Raw genomic sequence first — 20003 nt, 5'->3', positions numbered from 1 at the left:
TGCGGTGCCGTGGCTTCGCGAGGAAGCGCGGCGCCGTGAGCGTTTGTGATGCCTTTCCACCAGGAGAAGTCATGACCGAACTCTGGCAACTGTCGGCAACCGAACTCGCGAAACGCGTGCGTCAGCGTGACGTGTCTGCGCGCGACGTGGCGGACGCCGTGCTCGATCGTCTCGATGCGGTGAATCCGGCGATCAATGCAGTGGTCGAACACCGCCCCGACGACGTGCGGCGGCAGGCCGACGAAGTCGATCGCGCGATCGCGCGCGGCGACGATCCGGGGCCGCTCGCGGGCGTGCCCGTCACCGTGAAGATCAACATCGATCAGGCAGGATTCGCGACGACCAACGGCACCCGCCTGCAGGAAAACCTGATTGCGCACGCCGACAGCCCGGTGGTCGCCAACATCCGGAAGGCCGGCGGGGTCCTGCTCGGCCGTACCAATTCGCCGGCGTTCGCATTGCGCTGGTTCACGTCGAATCGCGTGCACGGCCGCACGCGCAATCCGCGCAACGCGTCGCTGACGCCGGGCGGATCGAGTGGCGGTGCGGCCGCCGCAGTAGCTGCCGGGATCGGCCCGCTTGCGGTCGGTACGGACATCGGCGGCTCGGTGCGTTACCCGGCTTATGCGTGCGGCGTGCACGGGATCCGGCCGTCGCTCGGCCGCGTGCCGGCGTTCAATGCGTCGTCGCCCGAGCGCGCGATCGGTGCGCAGCTGATGTCGACGGCGGGGCCGATCGCGCGCACGATCGACGATCTGTCGCTCGCGCTGCGCGCGTTCGCTGCGCCGGATCCGCGCGATCCATGGAACGCGGCCGTGCCGTTCGACGGCCGCGAGGTGCCGAAGCGCGCGGCGCTGTGCGTGCGCCCGCGCGGCCTGGAGGTCGTGCCCGAAGTCGAGGCCGCGTTGCGCGACGCCGCGCGCCGGCTGGTCGATGCAGGCTGGACCGTCGACGAGGTCGACGATACGCCGCCGATGCGGGAGGCCGCGCTGTTGCAGGAACAACTGTGGCTCGGTGACGGGTTCGATGCGTTGGCGAATGCGGTCGAGCAGGATGGCGATCCGGGTGCGGCCGCGGTGATTGCCGCCGTGCGCGGGAAGGTGCGCGACCTGCCGGCCGACGTGATCAGCCGCGCGCTCGTTCGGCGCACGACGCTGACGCGGCAATGGCGACTGTTTCTCGACGAGTATCCGGTGTTGCTGCTGCCCGTTTCATCGGAATTGCCGTTCGCCGATGATCTCGACCGTCAAGGGCTGGACGGCTTCGACCGCGTGTGGGAAGCGCAGCTCACGTTGCGCGCGCTGCCCGCGATGGGGCTGCCGGGGCTGGCTGTCACGACGTCGCTCGCGAACGGCACGCCGGTGGGCGTGCAGGTGGTGGCCACGCATCATCGCGAGGATCTGTGTCTGCTCGCAGGGCGCGATATCGAGGCGCGTGGCGTGCCGATCGTGCCGGTCGATCCGGTGCCGTGACGGGCTGACGGCGTGTGCATCGGCGATGCACGCGCCATTCGCGCCTGCCCATGCCTGCCTGGACATTCCATTTCGGATTCCATGGCAACGCGGCTCGCGCCGGGTTGATCATCTCGCCCCCTTTCCTTTCAACTCCCTTCGATGCATGCCATCGAACGGCCCCCTCCCGCCTTTCCCACCCGCCAGCGACCGCGCCCCAATAGCGCGCGTCTGCTATTGCATTCCCCGCGGCGCTGATTAGGAAATGAATTTTTATTGGTTCAGCTTCCCCGACCGCACTCGCATAGTGGTGCTGACGGCTATAGACAGCACGCAAGCTGCAACAGCCGCATTCCCGGTGTTTTTGTTCATACGAATCTACGAAAACAAGGAAGTGTCATGACGGTTGAACTGCAAGAACGAACCGCTGCACAGCAGGCGCTTGAAGACGCGCGCGCGGCGGCAGCGGAGGCCGGTACGCCTTATGCGGGCGGCGTTGCGCCGGAAGCCGCGTGGGCGCTGTTCTCGGCGGGAGACGCATTGCTGGTGGACGTACGCACGGCGGAAGAACGGAAATTCGTCGGCCACGTGCCGGAGTCGCTGCACGTACCGTGGGCGACCGGCACGAGCCTGACGCGCAATCCGCGCTTCGTGCGCGAGCTGGAAGCGAAGACCGGCAAGGAGGCCGTCGTGCTGTTGCTGTGCCGCAGCGGCAACCGCTCGGCACAGGCGGCCGAGGCCGCGACGAAGGGCGGTTTCACGCAAGTATTCAACGTGCTCGAAGGGTTCGAGGGCGACCTCGACGAGCGGCAGCATCGCGGTGGCCAGAACGGTTGGCGCTTCCGCGGCCTGCCGTGGGCGCAGGACTGATTCACGGCCGTTACGGGGAGAACAGCAGCATGGCCGCATTCGACATCGACGACATCGTTCAATCGCTGCAGACGGTGCGCCGCGCATGGCGCGAGAAGCAGCGGCGCTCGCTCGAACCGGGCGGGCGCGACCTGCCGGCGCGCGAGGCGCTTGCGCAGATCATCGGCGCGCTGAAGGGCGTGCTGTTCCCGATGCGTCTCGGGCCGCCCGATTTGCGGCAGGAGAGCGAGAACTTCCACGTGGCCCATGCGCTCGACGCGGCGCTGAATGCGCTGCTCACGCAAGTGACGCTCGAGTTGCGCTATGCGGCGCGCCAGCGTAATGCCGACGGGCCGCCGCCCGACAACCTCGACGAAGTCGCGTCGAAAGCCGTGCAGGCCTTCGCCGCGCGGTTGCCCGAGATCCGCCGGCTGCTCGACAGCGACGTGCTGGCCGCGTTCCACGGCGATCCGGCGGCCGGCAGCGTCGACGAGGTGCTGCTGTGCTACCCGGGCATCCTCGCGATGATCCACCACCGGCTCGCGCACGAGCTGTACGGGCTCGGGCTGCCGTTGCTCGCGCGGATCATCGCCGAGCAGGCGCATGCGGAAACGGGCATCGACATTCATCCGGGCGCACGCATCGGCGCGGGTTTCTTCATCGACCACGGCACGGGCGTCGTGATCGGCGAGACGGCGATCATCGGCGAGCGCGTGCGCGTGTACCAGGCCGTCACGCTCGGCGCGAAGCGCTTCCCGCGCGATGCGGCCGGCCATCTGGAGAAAGGGCTCGCACGCCATCCGATCGTCGAGGACGACGTCGTGATCTATGCGGGCGCAACGATCCTCGGCCGCGTGACGATCGGGCGCGGCGCGGTGATCGGCGGCAACGTGTGGCTCACGCAGGACGTGCCGGCCGGCGAAAACGTCACGCAGGCCGTGCTGCGCAGCGAAGCGAACGCCGTGCCGCGTGCAGCGGCGCGCGTCGCCTAGGAGGCGCGATGAGCGACCTCATCCATCACTTCGGCGCCAACGTGCGCAAGCTGCGCGAAGCGCGCACGTGGTCGCAGGAGCAGCTGGCCGAGCATGCGGGGCTGAACCGCTCGTATGTCGGCGAGATCGAGCGCGGCGAGGCGATCGCGTCGATCGTCACGGCCGACAAGATCGCGCGCGCTTTCGACGTGTCGATCTCGACGCTGCTGCCGGGCGCGTACGTCACCTGAGGCCGCTTCGCGACATTTCCCTTTCGGTTGCATGACCTGACGGCTATAGCATGTTGAGCCGGCAGGCGCGTGCTTCCGATAATCACCCAGCGTCATAAGCAATCCCGTTTTTCATCTTAAGAACCCGGAGCCACACATGTCGACCGTTGCAAGCGGCACGGCCGCGCTGAGCGATCACGCCGCCCGCCAACTAGCGAACGCTACCAAGACCGTCCCCCAGCTTTCCACGATCACGCCGCGCTGGCTGACCCATCTGCTGCAGTGGGTGCCGGTCGAGGCCGGCATCTATCGGCTGAACCAGGTGAAGAACCCGGAAGCCGTGCGCGCCGCGTGCACGCAGCTCGAGGACGAAAGCGTGCTGCCGCAGACCTTCGTGCCGTACGAGGAACAGCCGCGCGAGTACTTCCTGAATGCGGTCAGCACGGTGCTCGACGTGCATACGCGGATCTCCGACCTGTACAGCAGTCCTCATGACCAGATCAAGGAACAGCTGCGCCTGACGATCGAGACGATCAAGGAGCTGCAGGAAAGCCAGCTGATCAACAACCCCGACTACGGCTTGCTCGCGAACGTGACCGACGAACAGCGGATCTTCCCGCTGACGGGCGCACCGACGCCGGACGATCTCGACGAACTGCTGACGAAGGTGTGGAAGGAGCCGGCATTCTTCCTCACGCATCCGCTCGCGATCGCCGCGTTCGGCCGCGAGTGCACGCGGCGCGGCGTGCCGCCGCCGACGGTCAGCCTGTTCGGCTCGCAGTTCCTCACGTGGCGCGGCATTCCGCTGATTCCGTCGGACAAGGTGCCCGTTGCGGACGGCAAGACCAAGATCCTGCTGCTGCGCGTCGGCGACAAGCGCCAGGGCGTCGTCGGCCTGTATCAGCCGGGCGTCGCGGGCGAGCAGGGGCCGGGCCTGTCGGTGCGCTTCATGGGGATCAACAACCAGGCGATCGCGTCGTACCTGATCTCGCTGTATTGCTCGCTCGCGGTCCATTCGCCGGATGCGCTGGCTGTCCTCGATGACGTCGAAATCGCCAAGTTCCATGACTATCCCGACACCTACCGTTAATCCCGGCCTGGCCGGCGGCGACGCGCACGCGCTGCCGCACGCGCCGCTGCCGGCAGGGTTGCCGGACCCGGCGACGCTCGCGCGGCTCGCGTCCGAGTTCTTCGCGACGCCGCCCGGGCAGGCCACCGCGCCCGGGCTGTCGGCCGGCAGCGGCGCGGTCGGCGGCGTGCCGTCGGCATTGCCGGCGGCCGCGCCGATCCTCGCGTCGGTGAGTAACCCGGTGCCGGGCGGTTCGCCGCTCGCGGGCCCGGGCGGCGCGGGTACCGGCGTGCCGGGGCTCGCGCTGCCGCAGGGCAAGGTGCCCGGCGCGAACCTCGCGCCGTCCGCGCCGACGCACGTGCTGTCGCTCGGCAACCGCGCACCCGCGCTCGCGCCGCATGCGGCCGCGCAGAACGGGCTGCCCGACAACGCCGTGTCGATCGCGCCCGCGCTCGAACCGCGTGTCGGCGGCGCGGCGCTCGGCGTGCCGCAGGTGAATGCGCCGGCACCGGAAAGCGCGGCGAAGGCGTCGCCGTACTACTTCACCGACGGTTCGCTGCAAGGCTGGCAGGCGACGCCGCAGGACATCGTCGTGCCGTCGAACGGGCTGGCATCGCCGGAAGCGTTCGGGCTGCCGGGCGACGATGCGCTGCGCGAACTGCTCGCCGTGCATCGCGACGTGCCGGTGTCGCGCGCATCCGGCGCCGACGTGCCGCGTTACTTCATCGACGACTCGCACGCCACGCACGCAGCCGAGCCGCAAGGCCAGCTGTATCGCGGCGCGCACCCGCCGTTCGACGTCAATGCGATCCGCCGCGATTTCCCGATCCTGCAGGAGCGCGTGAACGGCAAGCAGCTCGTCTGGTTCGACAACGCGGCGACGACGCACAAGCCGCAGGCCGTGATCGATCGTCTCGCGTATTTCTATGCGCACGAGAACTCGAACATTCACCGCGCGGCGCACGCGTTGGCCGGCCGCGCGACGGATGCGTACGAGCATGCACGGGAAACGGTGCAGCGCTTCATCGGCGCATCGTCGCCGGACGAGATCGTGTTCGTGCGCGGCACGACCGAGGCGATCAACCTGATCGCGAAGTCGTGGGGCGTGCAGAACGTCGGCGAAGGCGACGAGATCATCGTGTCGAATCTCGAGCATCACGCGAACATCGTGCCGTGGCAGCAGCTTGCTGCGCTCAAAGGCGCGAAGCTGCGCGTGATTCCGGTCGACGATTCGGGGCAGGTTTTGCTCGACGAATACCGGAAGCTGCTGAACGACCGCACGAAGATCGTGTCGGTCACGCAGGTGTCGAATGCGCTCGGCACGGTCGTGCCGGTGAAGGAGATCGTCGATCTCGCGCATCGCGCGGGCGCGAAGGCGCTCGTCGACGGTGCGCAGTCGATCTCGCACATGCGCGTCGACGTGCAGGCGCTCGATGCGGATTTCTTCGTGTTCTCCGGGCACAAGATCTACGGGCCGACCGGGATCGGCGTCGTGTACGGCAAGCGCGCGATCCTCGACGACATGCCGCCCTGGCAGGGCGGCGGCAACATGATCGCGGACGTGACGTTCGAGCGCACGGTGTTCCAGCCGCCGCCGAACCGCTTCGAAGCCGGCACCGGCAACATTGCGGATGCCGTGGGGCTCGGCGCCGCGCTCGACTACGTGAACCGCGTCGGCATCGAGAACATCGCGCGCTACGAGCACGATCTGCTTGCGTATGCAACGAGCGTACTCGCGCCGGTGCCGGGCGTGCGGCTCGTCGGCACCGCGCGCGACAAGGCGAGCGTGCTGTCGTTCGTGCTGAAGGGCTATGAAACCGAGGAAGTCGGGCAGGCGCTGAACGAAGAGGGCATCGCGGTGCGCTCGGGGCATCACTGCGCGCAGCCGATCTTGCGGCGCTTCGGGCTCGAGGCCACGGTGCGGCCGTCGCTCGCGTTCTACAACACGTGTGACGAAGTCGATGCGCTGGTGCGTGTCGTGAAGCGGCTCGCCACGCGGCGTTGATGGCGATGTTGTCCGCTTGCGGCGGCCCTCGCGGGTCGCCGCAAGCGTTTTCCTGCTACCCGGTCAGAACCGCACGACCGGCTTCTTCTCGACGCTGAATCCGTCGCGCAGCACGCACGCGGAATCGGCGAAGTAGCGGCGCGTTTCCGACAGCAGGTCGGTGTTGCCGCGCCGGCAGAACACCACGCCGGATCCTTCCTCCGTCAGCAGTTCGTCGATCAGCGATTCGGGTTGCCCGAGATCGGCGAGGTGGACGTTCTGTACGCCGTGCGCGAGCGCATCGAGCGCTTCCCGCACGCAAGGCGCCGCATCGGCGGCCGGATGTTCGGCAAGCCATTGCTCGAGTTCCGTGATGCCGTACAACCCTGCAAGCTCGCCGAGTTCGTGCAGCAATGTGCTGTCGACCATCATCACCAGCGTGACGGCGCCCGTGCGTTGCGCCAACAGGCTGCCGACGCGTTCCGGGCGCAGCAGATGGTCGTGGCCCGCGTCGTCCGGTGCGACCGGCATCACGACGGGCACCAGTCCGTTTTCCAGAAATGCATTCAGCGCGGCGCCGTCGAATCGTGCGACCGCGCTCGTGCGGGTGCGGTCGGGTTCCGCGCTGGCGACCAGCAGGCCGCCGTCGTGACCGTCGATGCCGATCGCCTTGGCACCGTGACTGCCGATCAGGCGCACCAGTTCGTGATTGACGGCGGCCATCGCGGCGTGCGCGGTGTGAACCGATTGCGTATCGGTCGCGGCCGGCCCGGCCTGGACGACGATCGGACGAACGCCGGTGAGTGCGAGCAGTGCGACATCCTGCGCGAAGGTGGCGCGGGTGCGCGCATCGTTCGCGGCGCCGCCGTCGACGATGACGACGGTCTGGCCGTGCAGCGCCTGCATGAACGGCAGCGAGCGGGCCAGGCCGGCGACGCGCCGCGACGTGAGAGTGGGACTTTCAGGGTCTGGGAACATGGGAATCCGAAAGAGTGAAGGGAGTGCCTGTCGCCGCGCGGTGCGGCGTCAGTGCGTACGTTGCATCAGCCGGTGAATCTCGTCGGGCGTGCGCGCATCGCGCGACGCCTGCCGGAACGGACGTTCGCTGAAGCACCGCGCCGCGTCGGCGAGCAGTTCGAGATGCGCGCGGTCGTCCGCTTGCGGCAGGACCAGCACGATGAATTCGTGCACGGGCTTGCGGTCCGGCGCATTGAACGCGAACGGGTATAGCGCGCGAACGAACAGTGCGACGGCCGTGTCGAGCCCGTCGACCCGCGCATGCGGAATCGCGACGCCCTGGCCGAGGCCGGTCGAGCCGAGCTGCTCGCGCTTGACGAGTTCGGTCCGGATCCGTTCCGCAGGCACCCTGCTGCTGCGCTCGATATGGCGCGCGACGAGATCGAACAACTGGATCGCGCTTTCCACCGGCACGTCGAGCAGGATGTGCTCGGGCGGACAGGCGTCGGCCAGCCGGGTCGCGAACGGTGTGCCGCCGCGTTGGTGGGGAAGGTCGGGTTGGCCGCCGACGGCGGCCTGCTGCGTTTGCATGCGGATCTCTCCGTGTCGGGATGACAGGGAAATCCTAGACAAAGCCGCGTAAAGACGGTGTCAGAGACACGGGGGCCCGGTATTAAAATTTCGTATCGATCGTCGATGGAACCGGGCCCGACACGTGTGCCCTCAGGTACCCGACAGCACGAACGGCAGTGTCGTCAGCAGAAAGACCGAAATGCCGACGACCGGCGCACCGAACGCGATCGCCGCGAATGCCACCGCGGCGCTGGTCAATACGAGCGTTCTCGACACCCGGCGGTGCCGGTCGTGCGCGATCGTCCTGTTGTCGCGGTTTGCATCGGTTCGCGCACCGATCACATGTTTCCAGAACGTCAGGCCAAGCATGATTGCTCCTGTATGAAAGAGGACCACGGCACGGCACGGCGCGCGCCGTGCCGTGCAAGCGTGTCAGGTGCGTTTGAGCTTGAGCACGCGCGAGATCTGCGCGGCCGTGAAGCCGCTGTTGCGCACGTAAGGTGCGCAGTCGAGCGGTGCCGTGAGCGATTCGCTGACGACGTACCGGCCGACGAAGCGGTAGGCATCGGTTGCCATCCTGATGAATACCGGAATCGCATCGCGTTGCGCGGCGAGCGTCCTGCCGGCCGAGCGCGCAGACGCGCTGCCGTCGCAGAGGATCACGTCGGGTGCGTGCGGGTTGAGGTCCGTGCGCAGGCAGGCGGCCACGACCTTGCCGTTCTTCGTCGGCAGGAATCCCTGCTTGCTCCCGCCGCAGGCGCTGTGGATGAATTCGCGTGTGTACTGCTTGTCGATCTCGAACATGACCGGGCTCCGGTATCGGAAATTTCCGTGAATGAAATCAGGTATGCAAAATAAATGGATTGGATCGGCGGGTCGATGATGCGTCGTTACACGGGATGTGCCGCGTGCACACGATCCAGCACACGCGTTGCGATGCGCGATGGGCGCATCGACATCGTGTTCAGGCATGCACGGGAATGACTACGGCGCGCACCGTCCGCCAGGTGGCAGGACGGTGGCTCGGGGAAAGCGAGACGCAGGCGTCCTGCCCGTCAGGCAGAGAAGCAACTCGGAGGACGAGGACTTCGGATGCGCATGTCGCGTGCTCGGTGGTGGATGGCGAACCCATTCTAGTGAACGTATTCGCGGGCGCAAGTAAAAAGGTCGTAAAGGCGTGCGAATGGCCCGTTACGTGCACTGCCAGGGATGCGCGCTGGTGCGGCGGGGTGGGCACCGGAACGTGTAGCACCGCTGCCTCACGACGATCCTCCGTCGTCGACAATGGTTTGCACGGCTGGTTTGACGACGAGCGGAGAGGATTCGACGGAAGCGGGGGCGTGCGGCGGATCAACGTCCGGCCAGCATCCGACCGCCCACCCCCATCAGCAGCAGGCCGGCCGTCGTATCGAGCACGGCCTTGCGCCGGACCAGCAACCCACGCACGGAAGGATGCGACGCGAGCAGCGCCATCGCGCAATACCACGCGGCCGAGATCGAGACCGACAGTACGACGACCACGAGATCGAGCCACGCCGGCGCATGGGCTGGCACCATCAGCGCGAAGATACTGCCGTAGAACGCGACGGATTTCGGGTTCGTCATGCTGACGACGTAGCCCTTTTTCGCTGCGTTCCAGTCGGACGCAGCAGCCGGCGCGGAAACGGGCAGCGGCTTGCGTGCGGTCACGATCATTTTCAGGCCGAGCCAGATCAGGTACGCAGCGCCTGCGAGCCGCAGCGCGGTGTGGACCCATGCGACGTGCGTCACGAGCAGGCTCAACCCGGCGATCGCGATCGCGGCCCAGGTGCCGGACGCGGCAGCGAGGCCGAGCCCCGTCATCACGCCCGCGCGGCGCGACACGACGGCGGTCGCCGTGACGATCACGAAGTTCGGGCCCGGGCTGGCAACGCTCAGCAGCAGGACGCCGGCGAGCGGAAGCAAGGTGTTGAGGGTGGTTGACATGGCGTGGCCGGCGGCGCGGGTGGACGGGCTTTCATCTTACCCGAGCGCGGTAACGGCCCCGCATACGGTCGATCCCAAAGAAAAACGCGTGACGACTTCCGTCGCCACGCGTTCCCTGTTCCTGCAGGAGACCGTACGCACGCCGGCGAACCGACGCGCGCAGGCCGGCCTCAGAAGTCGAACCCAGGCCCGCCCGCACCCGGGCCGCCCGGCCCGGTGACCGGCGCCGCATCCTTCGGCGCTTCGAACACGGTCGCATCGGTCGTCAGCAGCAGGCCGGCCACCGACGCCGCGTTCTGCAGCGCCGTGCGCGTGACCTTGGTCGGGTCGAGCACGCCCGATTCGACGAGGTCGCCGTACTCGCCGGTCTGTGCGTTGTACCCGAAGTTGCCCGTGCCTTCCGCGACCTTCGCGACGACGACGCTCGCTTCCTCGCCCGCATTCGTGACGATCTGGCGCAGCGGTTCCTCGAGCGCGCGCAGCACGATCTTGATGCCTGCGTCCTGGTCGGCGTTCACGCCCTTCAGTTCGCGGATCGCCTGCCGCACGCGGATCAGTGCGACGCCGCCGCCCGGCACGATGCCTTCCTCGACGGCCGCGCGCGTGGCGTGCAGCGCGTCATCGACGCGATCCTTCTTCTCCTTCACTTCGATCTCGGTCGCACCGCCGACCTTGATCACCGCCACGCCGCCCGCGAGCTTCGCGACGCGTTCCTGCAGCTTCTCGCGGTCATAGTCGGACGTCGCTTCTTCGATCTGCACGCGGATCTGCTTCACGCGCGCTTCGATGTTCTTCGCATCGCCCGCGCCGTCGATCACCGTCGTGTTTTCCTTGCCGACCTCGATGCGCTTCGCCTGGCCGAGTTCGGCGAGCGTCGCCTTTTCGAGCGTCAGGCCCGTCTCCTCGGCGATCACCTGGCCGCCGGTGAGGATCGCGATGTCCTCGAGCAGCGCCTTGCGGCGATCGCCGAAGCCCGGCGCCTTGACCGCGACCGTCTTCAGGATCCCGCGGATGTTGTTCACGACGAGCGTCGCGAGCGCCTCGCCTTCGACGTCTTCCGCGATGATCAGCAGCGGGCGGCCCGACTTCGCGACCTGTTCGAGCACCGGCAGCAGGTCGCGGATGTTCGAGATCTTCTTGTCATGCAGCAGGATGTACGGGCTCTCGATCTCGGCGACCTGCTTGTCCGGATTGTTGATGAAGTACGGCGACAGGTAGCCGCGATCGAACTGCAGCCCTTCGACGACGTCGAGTTCATCCGCGAGCGACTTGCCGTCCTCGACGGTGATCACGCCTTCCTTGCCGACGCGGTCGATCGCTTCGGCGATGCGCTGGCCGATCGATTCCTCGCCGTTCGCGGAGATCGTCGCGACCTGCGCGATTTCCTTGCTCGTGGTGGTCGGCTTGCTGATCTTCTTCAGCTCGTCGACGGCCGCGGCGACGGCCTTGTCGATGCCGCGCTTCAGGTCGAGCGGGTTGAGCCCGGCCGCCACGTATTTCTGGCCTTCGCGGACGATCGCCTGCGCGAGCACGGTGGCCGTCGTCGTGCCGTCGCCGGCTGCGTCGCTGGTGCGCGACGCGACTTCCTTCACGAGCTGCGCGCCGATGTTCTGCAGCTTGTCCGCGAGTTCGATTTCCTTCGCGACCGACACGCCGTCCTTCGTGACGACGGGGGCGCCGAAGCTGCGTTCGAGCACGACGTTGCGGCCCTTCGGCCCGAGCGTGACCTTCACCGCGTTCGCGAGGATGTTCACGCCTTCGGTCAGCTTCGACCGCGCGATGTCGCTGAAAATGATTTCCTTGGCTGCCATGATTGCGCTCCGTTATTGATTGACGACCGCGACGATGTCTTCCTCGCGCAGCACGAGAAACTCGTTGCCGTCCACTTTGACGGCTTGCCCGGCGTATTTGCCGAACAGCACGCGCTCGCCGACCTGCAGGTCGGGCACGATGCGCTGGCCGTCCGCATCCTTGCGGCCGGGGCCGACGGCAATCACTTCGCCCTGGTCGGGCTTTTCGGCGGCGCTGTCGGGGATCACGATGCCCGACGCGGTGGTGGTTTCCTGGTCGAGACGCTTCACGATCACGCGGTCGTGCAAGGGGCGTAGGCTCATCTTTTCGTCCTGTGCTGATCTGTCGGATTGGGCTGGCACTCTTTAACAGAGAGTGCTGACGAGTATAAAAATGCGCGGCGGCGCGATCCAATAACGGATTTGCACAAGCATTCGCGCCGTGGTGCAAAGCGCCGGAAGCCGGCTATTGCGACACGGCCTGCTGCGCGACCGGCGAGCAGACCGGGCGAATCGTCTCGCCGGCCAGCACGCGCTTCACGAACGGAATCGAATCGGCGAGCGATGCGTTCACGGTGCCGTTATGCTCGCGGCCGGCATACAGGTGCGCCTCGACGGTCGTGCCGGCCGCGCACGCATCCTTCGCGAGCGCGAGTTCGAGCGGCGCCAGCCCGTCGTCGGCGCCCGCGCCGATGAAGACGGGCGTGGCGATCTTCAGCGTCGGGTATTTCAGGAAGTCGTCCCACCATGCCTGCAGCCGCGCATCGCCGCCCGGCTTCACGGTGCTCGCGTGCGTGAGGTGGGCAAGTGCCGCGTCGTCCTCGAGCGATGCAAGGCAGCTGATACGCGCCTGTTCGAGAATCGGCAGCGCGCGCTCGGTCAGCACGTCGTCGGCGCGCACCGACGGGTCGACCTGCTGCGCGGACAGCACCGAATAGAACTGGTACGCGAGCGTCGGATCGACGCGCTCGGGATCGCGCCGGTACGTCGTCTCGAACTTCGGCAGCGATGCGAGCGTGGCGCGTGAAGCGTTGTAGATCGTGCCGGTCGCGACGGTCGCACGGATCGCGAGTTCGGGCGCATAGGCGGGCGCGTAGCCGGCTGCCGCGATCACGGCCGAGCCGCCTTGCGACTGGCCGACGAGCACGACTTCGTTCGCGAGGCCCGGCACGCCGCCGAGCACCGCGCGCACGCTGTCGAGCAACGTGTAGCTGTTCGAACGATTGTTGAGCTGCGGGTTCGGGCCGGGGGTGCCGAGGCCCTGGTAGTCGGTCGCCACGACCGCGAACCCTTGCTGAAGCCACGCATTCAGGTAGCGCACGTCGCGATACGATCGGCCGAACCAGGACGGCGCGCAGATGTCGGCCATCCCGAACGTGCCGTGCGCCCATGCGACGATCGGCCAGCCGCCGGCCGGCGGCGTGCCGCGCGGCACGAACAGCGCGCCCGACACGGCGATCGGCGTGTGGCCGCCGACACCGTCGGTCGATGCATACAGGATGCGCAGTTGCCGCGCGGCGCTCGCGAGCCCGAGCGTCGCGGGCAGCGGTTCGGAACGCAGCAGCGCGCCTGGCGTGGCCGGAATGTCGCGATCCCATGTGTAGAACGCGGACACGCGGCCGTCGCCCTGCAACGGATCGGGTGCGGGAACACGGCCGGGTGAAGCCGCGTGCGAAACGACGGAAGGCACGGCGAGCGCCGATGCGAGCAGCGTGCGTGCGGCGAGGCCGCGCAGGGGAAGGAGCGTCATGATCGGAAGGAGGTCGGTGAGAGCGAATGAGCCAGCCATGCAGGGCCGGCGCGGGCCGACCACGATGCAAGTTTCGAACCAGCGTGCTCGTTGCATACGCCGCACGCGGCGTGGCGGGCAATCGATCGGTGCGGCGCGGGGCGTGCACGCGCACCGGCTGCGCGTCGTGCAGCAATCCCGGCCGGCACGTTGTTGCTCCCGCAACAGACGCACGCGTCCGGTCGGCACCGCGCGTGTCGTCCGGGCGCGCCCGCGCTGCGTCGGCCGGCCTGTGCCGCCTGCATCGCCGGCTGGCACGATTGCTGCTGATCCGGTGGTCGTGCGTCGCTGCGTTGCGACGCGAGTCCATCCGTCCACCCGATCAAGGAAACCGTCTTCATGTCCGTCACCCAAGCCATTGACAGCGGCGAACTCGTGGCATTCGTCGAGCGCGCGACGCGCGAATTCACGCAGGCCGAGCGTGTGCTGAAGGAAACGCGCACGCTGTCCGCGACCAACACGTTCCAGGCGTTCCAGCGCGTGCCGGGCACGGAACTCGTCGTCGCGCTGTCCGCACCGAGCCCGTGGGCTGCATCGCAGGAGATCCAGCCCGTCGTCGTGACGCTCGACGGCGACGTACTGCACGGCGACGCGCGCGCGGGCGGCAACGGCCCGCGCTACGCGGGCGTGTTCCGCGAGGCGCCGGAAGTCGACGTCGTGATTCACGTCCACGGTCCGTACCTCGGCGCATGGGCGAGCGCGCATCGTCCGCTGCCGATCCGCTACGCGCCGGCCGCGCGCTACACGCGGGCCCGCGAAATCCCGGTCTATGTCGATCGCCGTCCCGGCGAGCCGCGCTTCATCGTCGATACGATCCGGCGCGATCCCGACGTGCCGGCGATCATCGAGGCGAACGGCGGTGCGACGTTCTGGGGCAAGTCGATCCTCGACGTGTCGAAGTACATCCTGATCCTCGAGGAAGCCGCGTACTTCCAGGCGCTCGCCGAACCGCTCGGCGGCTCGCTCGACTTCGGGCCGGGCGCGCTCGAACAGCAGTGGAAGATGACCGGGCTGGCATGACGCCCTGCTGCGGCCGGCGCAATCCGGCCGCCGTCATACCGATAGCTCGATGAATTGGTTCGTGGCCGGCGCGCGTCTTGCTATCGTCGAACCTTCCCCGTTCAACACGCCGGTCGTGCCATGGCCATCTTCAGCTTGCCGGACCCGACTTCGCACGCGATCACGATCCGCGCGAAGGCACTGACGTTCGACGACCCCAAATCGCGGGTGCTGCTCGAACGCATCCAGCTCGTCGCCCCGAGCGATGCGACGGTGCTCGTCACCGGCGAAAGCGGCACCGGCAAGGAGCTGATCGCGCGCCTCGTGCATTCGCTGAGCGAGCGCCGCGACGGACCGTTCGTCGCGGTCAACTGCGGCGCGTTCTCCGAGACGCTGATCGAAAGCGAGCTGTTCGGCCACGAACGCGGCGCGTTCACCGGCGCGATCAACAGCCAGCCCGGCTGGTTCGAATCCGCGAATCGCGGCACGCTCTTTCTCGATGAAGTGGGCGACCTGCCGCTGTCCGCACAGGTCAAGCTGTTGCGCGTGCTGCAGGAGCGCGAGGTGACGCCGGTCGGCTCGCGCAAGACCGTGAAGATCGACGTGCGGCTCGTCGCGGCGACCAACGTGAATCTCGAAGCCGCGGTGCGCGCGGGCAATTTCCGCGAGGACCTGTACTACCGGCTCAACGTCGTGAAGCTGAGCCTGCTGCCGTTGCGCGAGCGGCCCGGCGACATCGCGCCGCTGATCGAGCATTTCATCGACACCTACGCGAAGCGGCTGCGCGTGAGCGCGCCGACGCTGACCGACGCCGCGCGCGCCCGGCTGCACGCGCACGCGTGGCCCGGCAACATTCGAGAACTCGAAAACGTGATCCACCACGCGGTGCTGATCTGCGCGGGCGGTGCGATCGACGTCGGCGACCTGCAGTTCTCGGCGCTGTCGCTTGCGCCCGACATGGCCGATTCACCGGGCGTGGCCGCCGCACCGCCGCGCCGCGCGCGCGACGTCGCCGAAGCAACCGAGGCGCTGCGTCACGCGGTGATCGAGCTGCTGGATCTCGGCACGCCGGCGCTGTGGCAGCACATCGAGGACACCGTCTACCGCAGCGTGTTCGACTACAGCGAGCACAACCAGCTGCGCATGTCGCGCCTGCTCGACCAGTCGCGCAACATCGTGCGCGCACGGCTCGCGCAACTCGGCATCCTGAAGCCGCGCGACGCGGGCGATGCCGACGCGCGCCTGCGCCGTCAGGCGTGATCGCGCCAGCGCAGCGCGCGCTGCGCGACCCGCTCGCATAACGCGCTCATCGCGACGGCCAGTGCCGTCACACCCAGCACACACACCAGCAGCACGTCGGCGCGCGCGCCGGCCTGCGCGTTCTGCATCAGGCTGCCGACCCCGGCGCCCGTATTGAACAGCAGCTCGCTGCTGGTCGCGGTGATCCACGCGAACGGCACGGCCTGCAGCACGCCCGCGAACAGGTCGGGCAATGCGCCCGGAATCAGCACGTCGCGCCACAGGCCGGCACGCGTCAGCCGATACGACTGCGCGAGTTCGACATAGCGCGGATCGACGCGGCCCAGCCCGTCGAAGCTGGCGGTGGTCATCGGATAGAACGCGGCGAGCGCGATGATGAACACCTTCGCGAATTCGCCGGTGCCGGCCCACAGGCTCAGTAGCGGAATCAGCCCGAGCAGCGGCACGTAGCGCAGCGCCTGGAACGCCGGTTCGGCGAGCTTGCGTGCGAGCGTCGAACGCGCCATCGCCGCGCCGAACACGAGCCCGGACGCGACGCCGAAGCCGAGCCCGAGCGTCGTGCGGCGCAGGCTCGCGCCGAGATCGGTCATGAGTTCGCCGCTGCGGGCGAGTTCGACGAGCGCCGCGCCGACCTGCTGCAGCGGTACGAATGCGTATTGATGGGCCGCGTCGCCGGACGACGCGACTTGCCACGCGGCAACCAGCAAGGCCGGCACGACGAGGCCGCGTGCGCGACGGCGCAGCGGGGCGAGCGAGAAAGCGCGGGATGCGAAGGTCATGCCGAAGCGGTTCCAGTCAGGGTCAGCGCGAGGGTGTCTGCCAGCGCAATGCATAGCGCTGCACGAGCGCGATCGATCGGTCGAGCGCGAAGCCGATCAGCCCGATCACCGCGACGTCGACGAGCACCACGTCGAGCCGCAGCATCTGCCGCGCGAGTTCCATCATCTGGCCGATCCCGCTGTCGGCACTGAGCAGCTCGACCGCGACGAGTGCGAGCCACGCGCGCGCGAGCGCGATTCGCACGCCCGTCAGCAGCGGCGGCAGCGCGGCCGGCAGCAGCACGTCGCGCAACAGCGCGAAACGGCCGAGCCCGTAGTGACGTGCCATTTCGACGAGATCGCGCGGCGCATCGTGTACGCCCGTGTACGCGGCCAGCGCGACCGGGAAGAACACGGCCTTGCCGACCACGACGAGCTTCAGCGGCTCGTCGACGCCGATCAGCAGGATCAGCAGCGGGATCAGCGTGAGCGTCGGCACTTGCCGCAGGAGGTCGAACGTCGGCCGCAGATAGTCGGCGAACAGCCGGCTGCGCGCGAGCAGGATGCCGAATGCGGCGCCGCCGGTTGCGCCGATGGCGAAACCGAGCACGAGGCGATGCAGCGTGATCAGCAGGTTGTCGCGCAGTTCGCCGGTGTCGAGCAGCGTGCGCAACGTCGCCGCGAGGCGCTCGGGCGGCACGACGAGCTGCGGCGGAAACCAGCGCTGCGCGCTCGCGAGCCACCACAGCGCGGCGAATGCGACGGGCGTGACCCACCACAGCGCATGCTCGCCGAGCCGCGCGACGCCAGGCAGGCGGACTGCGCGCGAGCCGTTCGGCGTGAGGGCGCGTGCCGCCATCAGCGGCTCGCGACGCGCGCGGCGTCGGCGCGCCAGTAACCGTCGAGGCCGAGCTGCTTGAGCGCGGTCGACACGAAGGTCGGCGCGAGCAGCGCGTTCACGTCGACCGGCGCGGACGTCAGGCCGGCCTGGCGGCTGTACGCGACGACGTCGCGGTAGTGGCCGGTCAGCGCCGGCGTGAAGAGCGGCGTCCATTGCTCTTTCCACGGCGTCGATTCGTCCGCGTATTCACGGCGCACGACGCTTTCGGGCTGGCCCGACGCACTCAGGATCTTCACGTACGCATCGCGGTTCTGCGGCTGCGAGATCCAGTGCGCGGCGCGCACGTAGGCGGTCGCGACGAGCTGCGTGATGTCGGGGTAGCGCCGCACGAAATCGTCGGACGCCCATAGTTCCGCGCGCATCTTCCAGTCGTCGGGTGCGGTCTTGGTCGACCAGATGATCTTGCCGACCTGCTTATCGACGAGCGAGTACGCGTCGGACAGCGTGAAGAAGCCGTCGACGCGACCGGCCGCGACGGCCGCCGCGCCGGCCTGCGGATCGAGGTTGTAGATCTTGAAGTCGGACAGCTTCAGCCCGTTCTCGGCAAGCAGCTTGCCGAACGTGACTTCCCACGGCCGGCCGCGATTGAGCGCGATGCGCTTGCCCTTCAGGTCGACGATCGACTTCGCGGTCGAGCCGGCGGGCACGACGAGATACGTGTTGCTGCCGGCGCCGCCCGGCACGATCAGCCGCGTGTGCGTGCCCGACGCGTTGACGACGACCGACGGCAGGTCGCCGTAGCCCGCGAAATCGATGCTGCCGTTCGTGAATGCCTCGTTGACGAGCGTGCCGACCGCCGCGGTCGACACGGGCACCCATTGCAGCTGCACGTGCCTTGCGGCGAGCGCTTTCTCGAGCGACTTGTCGGCGTCGATCAGCGCGGAGGCGCCCGCGTATTGCGTCTTGCCGCCGCTCGAATACGCGACGACGGCGATGCGCACGACCTTGGGCGCGTCCTGCGCATGGACGGCCGGTGCCGCGAGCGACGCGGCGGCCAGCGGCAGCGCGGCGAGCAGCGCGCGCAGCGGGCGGCGCAGCGAGGCGAGGGAGAGCGTGTGTTTCATGATGGTCCCGGGCAGTGAACGGTAAAGGGGCTCACGCGCGTTTCTGCAGCGACGGCCGCAGCACGTCGGCGAGCGGGCGCGGGTCGATCCAGTCGGCGACGTCGAAGTCGGCTTTCAGGAAGCCGTGGTCGTGCAGGAACGTCTTGAACTCGTCGAGCGCGGCGACCGATTCGTCATCCAGATTGACGCCGAGGTGGCGATGCAGCTGGTTGCCGTACGCGGCGCGTACCCAGTCGATCGACGATGCGGTTTCGCCGGCCACGTAGTGCGCGGTTTCGTCGGGATGCGTGCTCGCCCATTCGCCGGCGGCGACCACGAGCTTCAGGAAGCCGGCGACGATGTCCGGGTGGTTCGCGAGCACGTCCGCGTTGACCGTCAGCGGGCGCGGCGTGCCGTTGTTGTTGCGGATCGAGCGCTCCGGATGGAAACCGAAGTCGATCACGACGTGCGCGCCGATCAACTGCGCGATCTCGAGGCCCGTCGAGCCCTTCACGTAGATCGCGTCGACTTCGCCGCGCAGCAGCGCACCGGCCTCGGCTGCGTACAGCGCGCGGCTCGAAAAGCCATGCGGCGACGCGAACAGGTCTGCCGCGCGTGCGGGCCCGACGGCCTGCAGCGTGCGTGCGCGCACGTCGACGAGCTCGACGTCGCGCGTGGTCAGTCCGTCGAGGCTCAATGCGTTGACGAAGCCGCGCAGCGCCGATGCGCGAAAGATGTCGATGCGGTCGTCGGGGCGGCTCGGGATCGCGATCCGGCGCCCGCGCAACGCCTTCACCGAGCGGATGCCCGACTCGGGCCGTGCGAGGATCAATTGCGATTCGTCGACCCACGACAACCCGATCACGCGCGTGTTCGCGTCGCTCGAGCGTGCCCACATCGCGGGGATGCTGCCGCCCTGGCGGAACGACTGCGCGAGCGTGTGATCGCTGATCGACGACACGTCGTGCCGCGTGGCGCCGCGCGGCGAGCGGATCGCGACGCCGTCGGCCGACGTCTCGCCGTTGAGCCAGCCGAGGTGCACGGCGATGCCGAGCGGCGTCGGCACGGGCGATCGGGCGTACCAGAACGTCTGCTGCTTGTCCGATGACGAATCGGGCCTGTCTGTCATGTGTGTGATTCCCCTGTCTGGGTAAGCATGGTCGATGCGCGGTGTCGCCCGCGCGGGCCGTGTCACGTTGCAAGTTCCGGGCCAGTGAGCGGAAACGGCCGTGCGGCACGCGGCGCGGGCATCGCGTGAGATGCGTCGCGCATCGGCCGGCGTATCGGCTGTTGCGTGAGCAACAGTCGCATCGGGTGCTGTTGCGCGGGCAGCACCGGTGTGCTCGGTGCAGCAGCACGGCGACAGTTCGCTTTCGTGACGTCGGCCCCGCCGGCGTGTGTGCGTCGATGGCCG

At 68.2% G+C, this 20003-nt stretch carries 20 protein-coding genes; 8 read left to right on the top strand and 12 right to left on the bottom strand.

All coding sequences use genetic code 11. The features are described from left to right. Positions 1-71: 71 nt before the first annotated feature. The 6 genes from DIE03_RS14675 to DIE03_RS14650 all read left to right on the top strand — a co-directional run bounded on the left by DIE03_RS14675 (position 72) and on the right by DIE03_RS14650 (position 6575). The gene (locus DIE03_RS14675; protein ID WP_124451428.1) at positions 72-1472 is read left to right on the top strand and encodes an amidase family protein; all 1401 of its coding nucleotides are present in this window, start codon (positions 72-74) and stop codon (positions 1470-1472) included. A gap of 378 nt (positions 1473-1850) precedes the next feature. Then, positions 1851-2321, top strand: a complete 471-nt coding sequence (locus DIE03_RS14670; RefSeq protein WP_124451426.1) for a rhodanese-like domain-containing protein — start codon at positions 1851-1853, stop codon at positions 2319-2321. A gap of 29 nt (positions 2322-2350) precedes the next feature. Beyond that, positions 2351-3292 carry a serine O-acetyltransferase EpsC gene (gene epsC, locus DIE03_RS14665; protein WP_124451424.1) on the top strand — a complete coding sequence of 314 codons (942 nt, stop codon included), beginning with the start codon at positions 2351-2353 and terminating at the stop codon, positions 3290-3292. A gap of 8 nt (positions 3293-3300) precedes the next feature. Continuing rightward, positions 3301-3522: a helix-turn-helix domain-containing protein gene (locus DIE03_RS14660; RefSeq protein WP_011356215.1), complete on the top strand. Its 222-nt coding sequence runs from the start codon at positions 3301-3303 to the stop codon at positions 3520-3522. A gap of 136 nt (positions 3523-3658) precedes the next feature. After that, positions 3659-4591, top strand: coding sequence for a family 2A encapsulin nanocompartment shell protein (locus tag DIE03_RS14655; RefSeq protein ID WP_006479760.1), 933 nt, complete (start codon positions 3659-3661; stop codon positions 4589-4591). Continuing rightward, the gene (locus DIE03_RS14650) at positions 4566-6575 is read left to right on the top strand and encodes a family 2A encapsulin nanocompartment cargo protein cysteine desulfurase (RefSeq protein ID WP_124451422.1); all 2010 of its coding nucleotides are present in this window, start codon (positions 4566-4568) and stop codon (positions 6573-6575) included. Before DIE03_RS14655 ends, DIE03_RS14650 begins: the two co-directional genes overlap by 26 nt. A gap of 63 nt (positions 6576-6638) precedes the next feature. Here DIE03_RS14650 and DIE03_RS14645 read toward each other — a convergent pair whose 3' ends face one another. The 8 genes from DIE03_RS14645 to DIE03_RS14610 all read right to left on the bottom strand — a co-directional run bounded on the left by DIE03_RS14645 (position 6639) and on the right by DIE03_RS14610 (position 13589). Further along, on the bottom strand, positions 6639-7532 hold the full coding sequence (locus DIE03_RS14645; RefSeq protein ID WP_124451420.1) for an acetylglutamate kinase: 894 nt from the start codon (positions 7530-7532) through the stop codon (positions 6639-6641). 48 nt (positions 7533-7580) lie between these two features. Beyond that, a complete protein-coding gene (locus DIE03_RS14640; protein WP_124451418.1) occupies positions 7581-8102 on the bottom strand; it encodes a PTS sugar transporter subunit IIA in 522 nt (173 codons plus the stop codon). 132 nt (positions 8103-8234) lie between these two features. Beyond that, entirely contained in the window at positions 8235-8453 is a 219-nt protein-coding gene (locus DIE03_RS14635) for a hypothetical protein (RefSeq protein ID WP_260434886.1), read from the bottom strand. Positions 8454-8516: 63 nt separating this feature from the next. Next, positions 8517-8888 carry a DUF6697 family protein gene (locus tag DIE03_RS14630; protein ID WP_124451416.1) on the bottom strand — a complete coding sequence of 124 codons (372 nt, stop codon included), beginning with the start codon at positions 8886-8888 and terminating at the stop codon, positions 8517-8519. A 546-nt stretch (positions 8889-9434) separates the two neighbouring features. Then, positions 9435-10049 carry a LysE family translocator gene (locus DIE03_RS14625; protein WP_124451414.1) on the bottom strand — a complete coding sequence of 205 codons (615 nt, stop codon included), beginning with the start codon at positions 10047-10049 and terminating at the stop codon, positions 9435-9437. A gap of 170 nt (positions 10050-10219) precedes the next feature. Then, a complete protein-coding gene (gene groL, locus DIE03_RS14620; RefSeq protein ID WP_124451412.1) occupies positions 10220-11860 on the bottom strand; it encodes a chaperonin GroEL in 1641 nt (546 codons plus the stop codon). 12 nt (positions 11861-11872) lie between these two features. After that, positions 11873-12163: a co-chaperone GroES gene (locus DIE03_RS14615; protein WP_011356207.1), complete on the bottom strand. Its 291-nt coding sequence runs from the start codon at positions 12161-12163 to the stop codon at positions 11873-11875. A gap of 142 nt (positions 12164-12305) precedes the next feature. Beyond that, entirely contained in the window at positions 12306-13589 is a 1284-nt protein-coding gene (locus DIE03_RS14610) for a lipase family protein (protein WP_124451410.1), read from the bottom strand. A gap of 378 nt (positions 13590-13967) precedes the next feature. On the opposite strand from DIE03_RS14610, the gene DIE03_RS14605 reads away from it, so the two are divergent. Both DIE03_RS14605 and DIE03_RS14600 read left to right on the top strand, forming a co-directional pair. Further along, positions 13968-14648: a class II aldolase/adducin family protein gene (locus tag DIE03_RS14605; RefSeq protein ID WP_124451408.1), complete on the top strand. Its 681-nt coding sequence runs from the start codon at positions 13968-13970 to the stop codon at positions 14646-14648. A gap of 120 nt (positions 14649-14768) precedes the next feature. Then, entirely contained in the window at positions 14769-15887 is a 1119-nt protein-coding gene (locus DIE03_RS14600) for a sigma-54-dependent Fis family transcriptional regulator (RefSeq protein WP_124451406.1), read from the top strand. On the opposite strand, the gene DIE03_RS14595 is transcribed toward DIE03_RS14600, so the two are convergent. Genes DIE03_RS14595 through DIE03_RS14580 form a run of 4 tightly spaced genes read right to left on the bottom strand, consistent with a single transcriptional unit; the run spans position 15878 to position 19718 of the window. Beyond that, on the bottom strand, positions 15878-16666 hold the full coding sequence (locus DIE03_RS14595) for an ABC transporter permease (protein WP_124451405.1): 789 nt from the start codon (positions 16664-16666) through the stop codon (positions 15878-15880). The genes DIE03_RS14600 and DIE03_RS14595 overlap by 10 nt on opposite strands. A 22-nt stretch (positions 16667-16688) precedes the next feature. Next, entirely contained in the window at positions 16689-17504 is an 816-nt protein-coding gene (locus DIE03_RS14590) for an ABC transporter permease (protein WP_124451403.1), read from the bottom strand. After that, a complete protein-coding gene (locus DIE03_RS14585) occupies positions 17504-18610 on the bottom strand; it encodes a PhnD/SsuA/transferrin family substrate-binding protein (RefSeq protein ID WP_124451401.1) in 1107 nt (368 codons plus the stop codon). The genes DIE03_RS14590 and DIE03_RS14585 overlap by 1 nt, the downstream gene beginning before the upstream one ends. 31 nt (positions 18611-18641) lie before the next feature. Beyond that, positions 18642-19718: an ABC transporter substrate-binding protein gene (locus DIE03_RS14580; RefSeq protein WP_124451399.1), complete on the bottom strand. Its 1077-nt coding sequence runs from the start codon at positions 19716-19718 to the stop codon at positions 18642-18644. Positions 19719-20003 lie beyond the last annotated feature (285 nt).

It is taken from the genome of Burkholderia sp. Bp8992, assembly GCF_003853705.1.
Classification (GTDB): Bacteria; Pseudomonadota; Gammaproteobacteria; order Burkholderiales; family Burkholderiaceae; genus Burkholderia.
The sequence above is the reverse complement of the archived record's forward strand: the minus strand, read 5'-3'. Positions and strand labels throughout refer to the sequence as shown.

What these genes read in the sequence shown, in the direction of transcription:
- DIE03_RS14675 (WP_124451428.1), top strand. Translation starts at nt 72, where the DNA reads ATGACCGAACTCTGGCAACTGTCGGCAACCGAACTCGCGAAACGCGTG.
- DIE03_RS14670 (WP_124451426.1), top strand. Translation starts at nt 1,851, where the DNA reads ATGACGGTTGAACTGCAAGAACGAACCGCTGCACAGCAGGCGCTTGAA.
- epsC (WP_124451424.1), top strand. Translation starts at nt 2,351, where the DNA reads ATGGCCGCATTCGACATCGACGACATCGTTCAATCGCTGCAGACGGTG.
- DIE03_RS14660 (WP_011356215.1), top strand. Translation starts at nt 3,301, where the DNA reads ATGAGCGACCTCATCCATCACTTCGGCGCCAACGTGCGCAAGCTGCGC.
- DIE03_RS14655 (WP_006479760.1), top strand. Translation starts at nt 3,659, where the DNA reads ATGTCGACCGTTGCAAGCGGCACGGCCGCGCTGAGCGATCACGCCGCC.
- DIE03_RS14650 (WP_124451422.1), top strand. Translation starts at nt 4,566, where the DNA reads ATGACTATCCCGACACCTACCGTTAATCCCGGCCTGGCCGGCGGCGAC.
- DIE03_RS14645 (WP_124451420.1), bottom strand. Translation starts at nt 7,532, where the DNA reads ATGTTCCCAGACCCTGAAAGTCCCACTCTCACGTCGCGGCGCGTCGCC.
- DIE03_RS14640 (WP_124451418.1), bottom strand. Translation starts at nt 8,102, where the DNA reads ATGCAAACGCAGCAGGCCGCCGTCGGCGGCCAACCCGACCTTCCCCAC.
- DIE03_RS14635 (WP_260434886.1), bottom strand. Translation starts at nt 8,453, where the DNA reads ATGCTTGGCCTGACGTTCTGGAAACATGTGATCGGTGCGCGAACCGAT.
- DIE03_RS14630 (WP_124451416.1), bottom strand. Translation starts at nt 8,888, where the DNA reads ATGTTCGAGATCGACAAGCAGTACACACGCGAATTCATCCACAGCGCC.
- DIE03_RS14625 (WP_124451414.1), bottom strand. Translation starts at nt 10,049, where the DNA reads ATGTCAACCACCCTCAACACCTTGCTTCCGCTCGCCGGCGTCCTGCTG.
- groL (WP_124451412.1), bottom strand. Translation starts at nt 11,860, where the DNA reads ATGGCAGCCAAGGAAATCATTTTCAGCGACATCGCGCGGTCGAAGCTG.
- DIE03_RS14615 (WP_011356207.1), bottom strand. Translation starts at nt 12,163, where the DNA reads ATGAGCCTACGCCCCTTGCACGACCGCGTGATCGTGAAGCGTCTCGAC.
- DIE03_RS14610 (WP_124451410.1), bottom strand. Translation starts at nt 13,589, where the DNA reads ATGACGCTCCTTCCCCTGCGCGGCCTCGCCGCACGCACGCTGCTCGCA.
- DIE03_RS14605 (WP_124451408.1), top strand. Translation starts at nt 13,968, where the DNA reads ATGTCCGTCACCCAAGCCATTGACAGCGGCGAACTCGTGGCATTCGTC.
- DIE03_RS14600 (WP_124451406.1), top strand. Translation starts at nt 14,769, where the DNA reads ATGGCCATCTTCAGCTTGCCGGACCCGACTTCGCACGCGATCACGATC.
- DIE03_RS14595 (WP_124451405.1), bottom strand. Translation starts at nt 16,666, where the DNA reads ATGACCTTCGCATCCCGCGCTTTCTCGCTCGCCCCGCTGCGCCGTCGC.
- DIE03_RS14590 (WP_124451403.1), bottom strand. Translation starts at nt 17,504, where the DNA reads ATGGCGGCACGCGCCCTCACGCCGAACGGCTCGCGCGCAGTCCGCCTG.
- DIE03_RS14585 (WP_124451401.1), bottom strand. Translation starts at nt 18,610, where the DNA reads ATGAAACACACGCTCTCCCTCGCCTCGCTGCGCCGCCCGCTGCGCGCG.
- DIE03_RS14580 (WP_124451399.1), bottom strand. Translation starts at nt 19,718, where the DNA reads ATGACAGACAGGCCCGATTCGTCATCGGACAAGCAGCAGACGTTCTGG.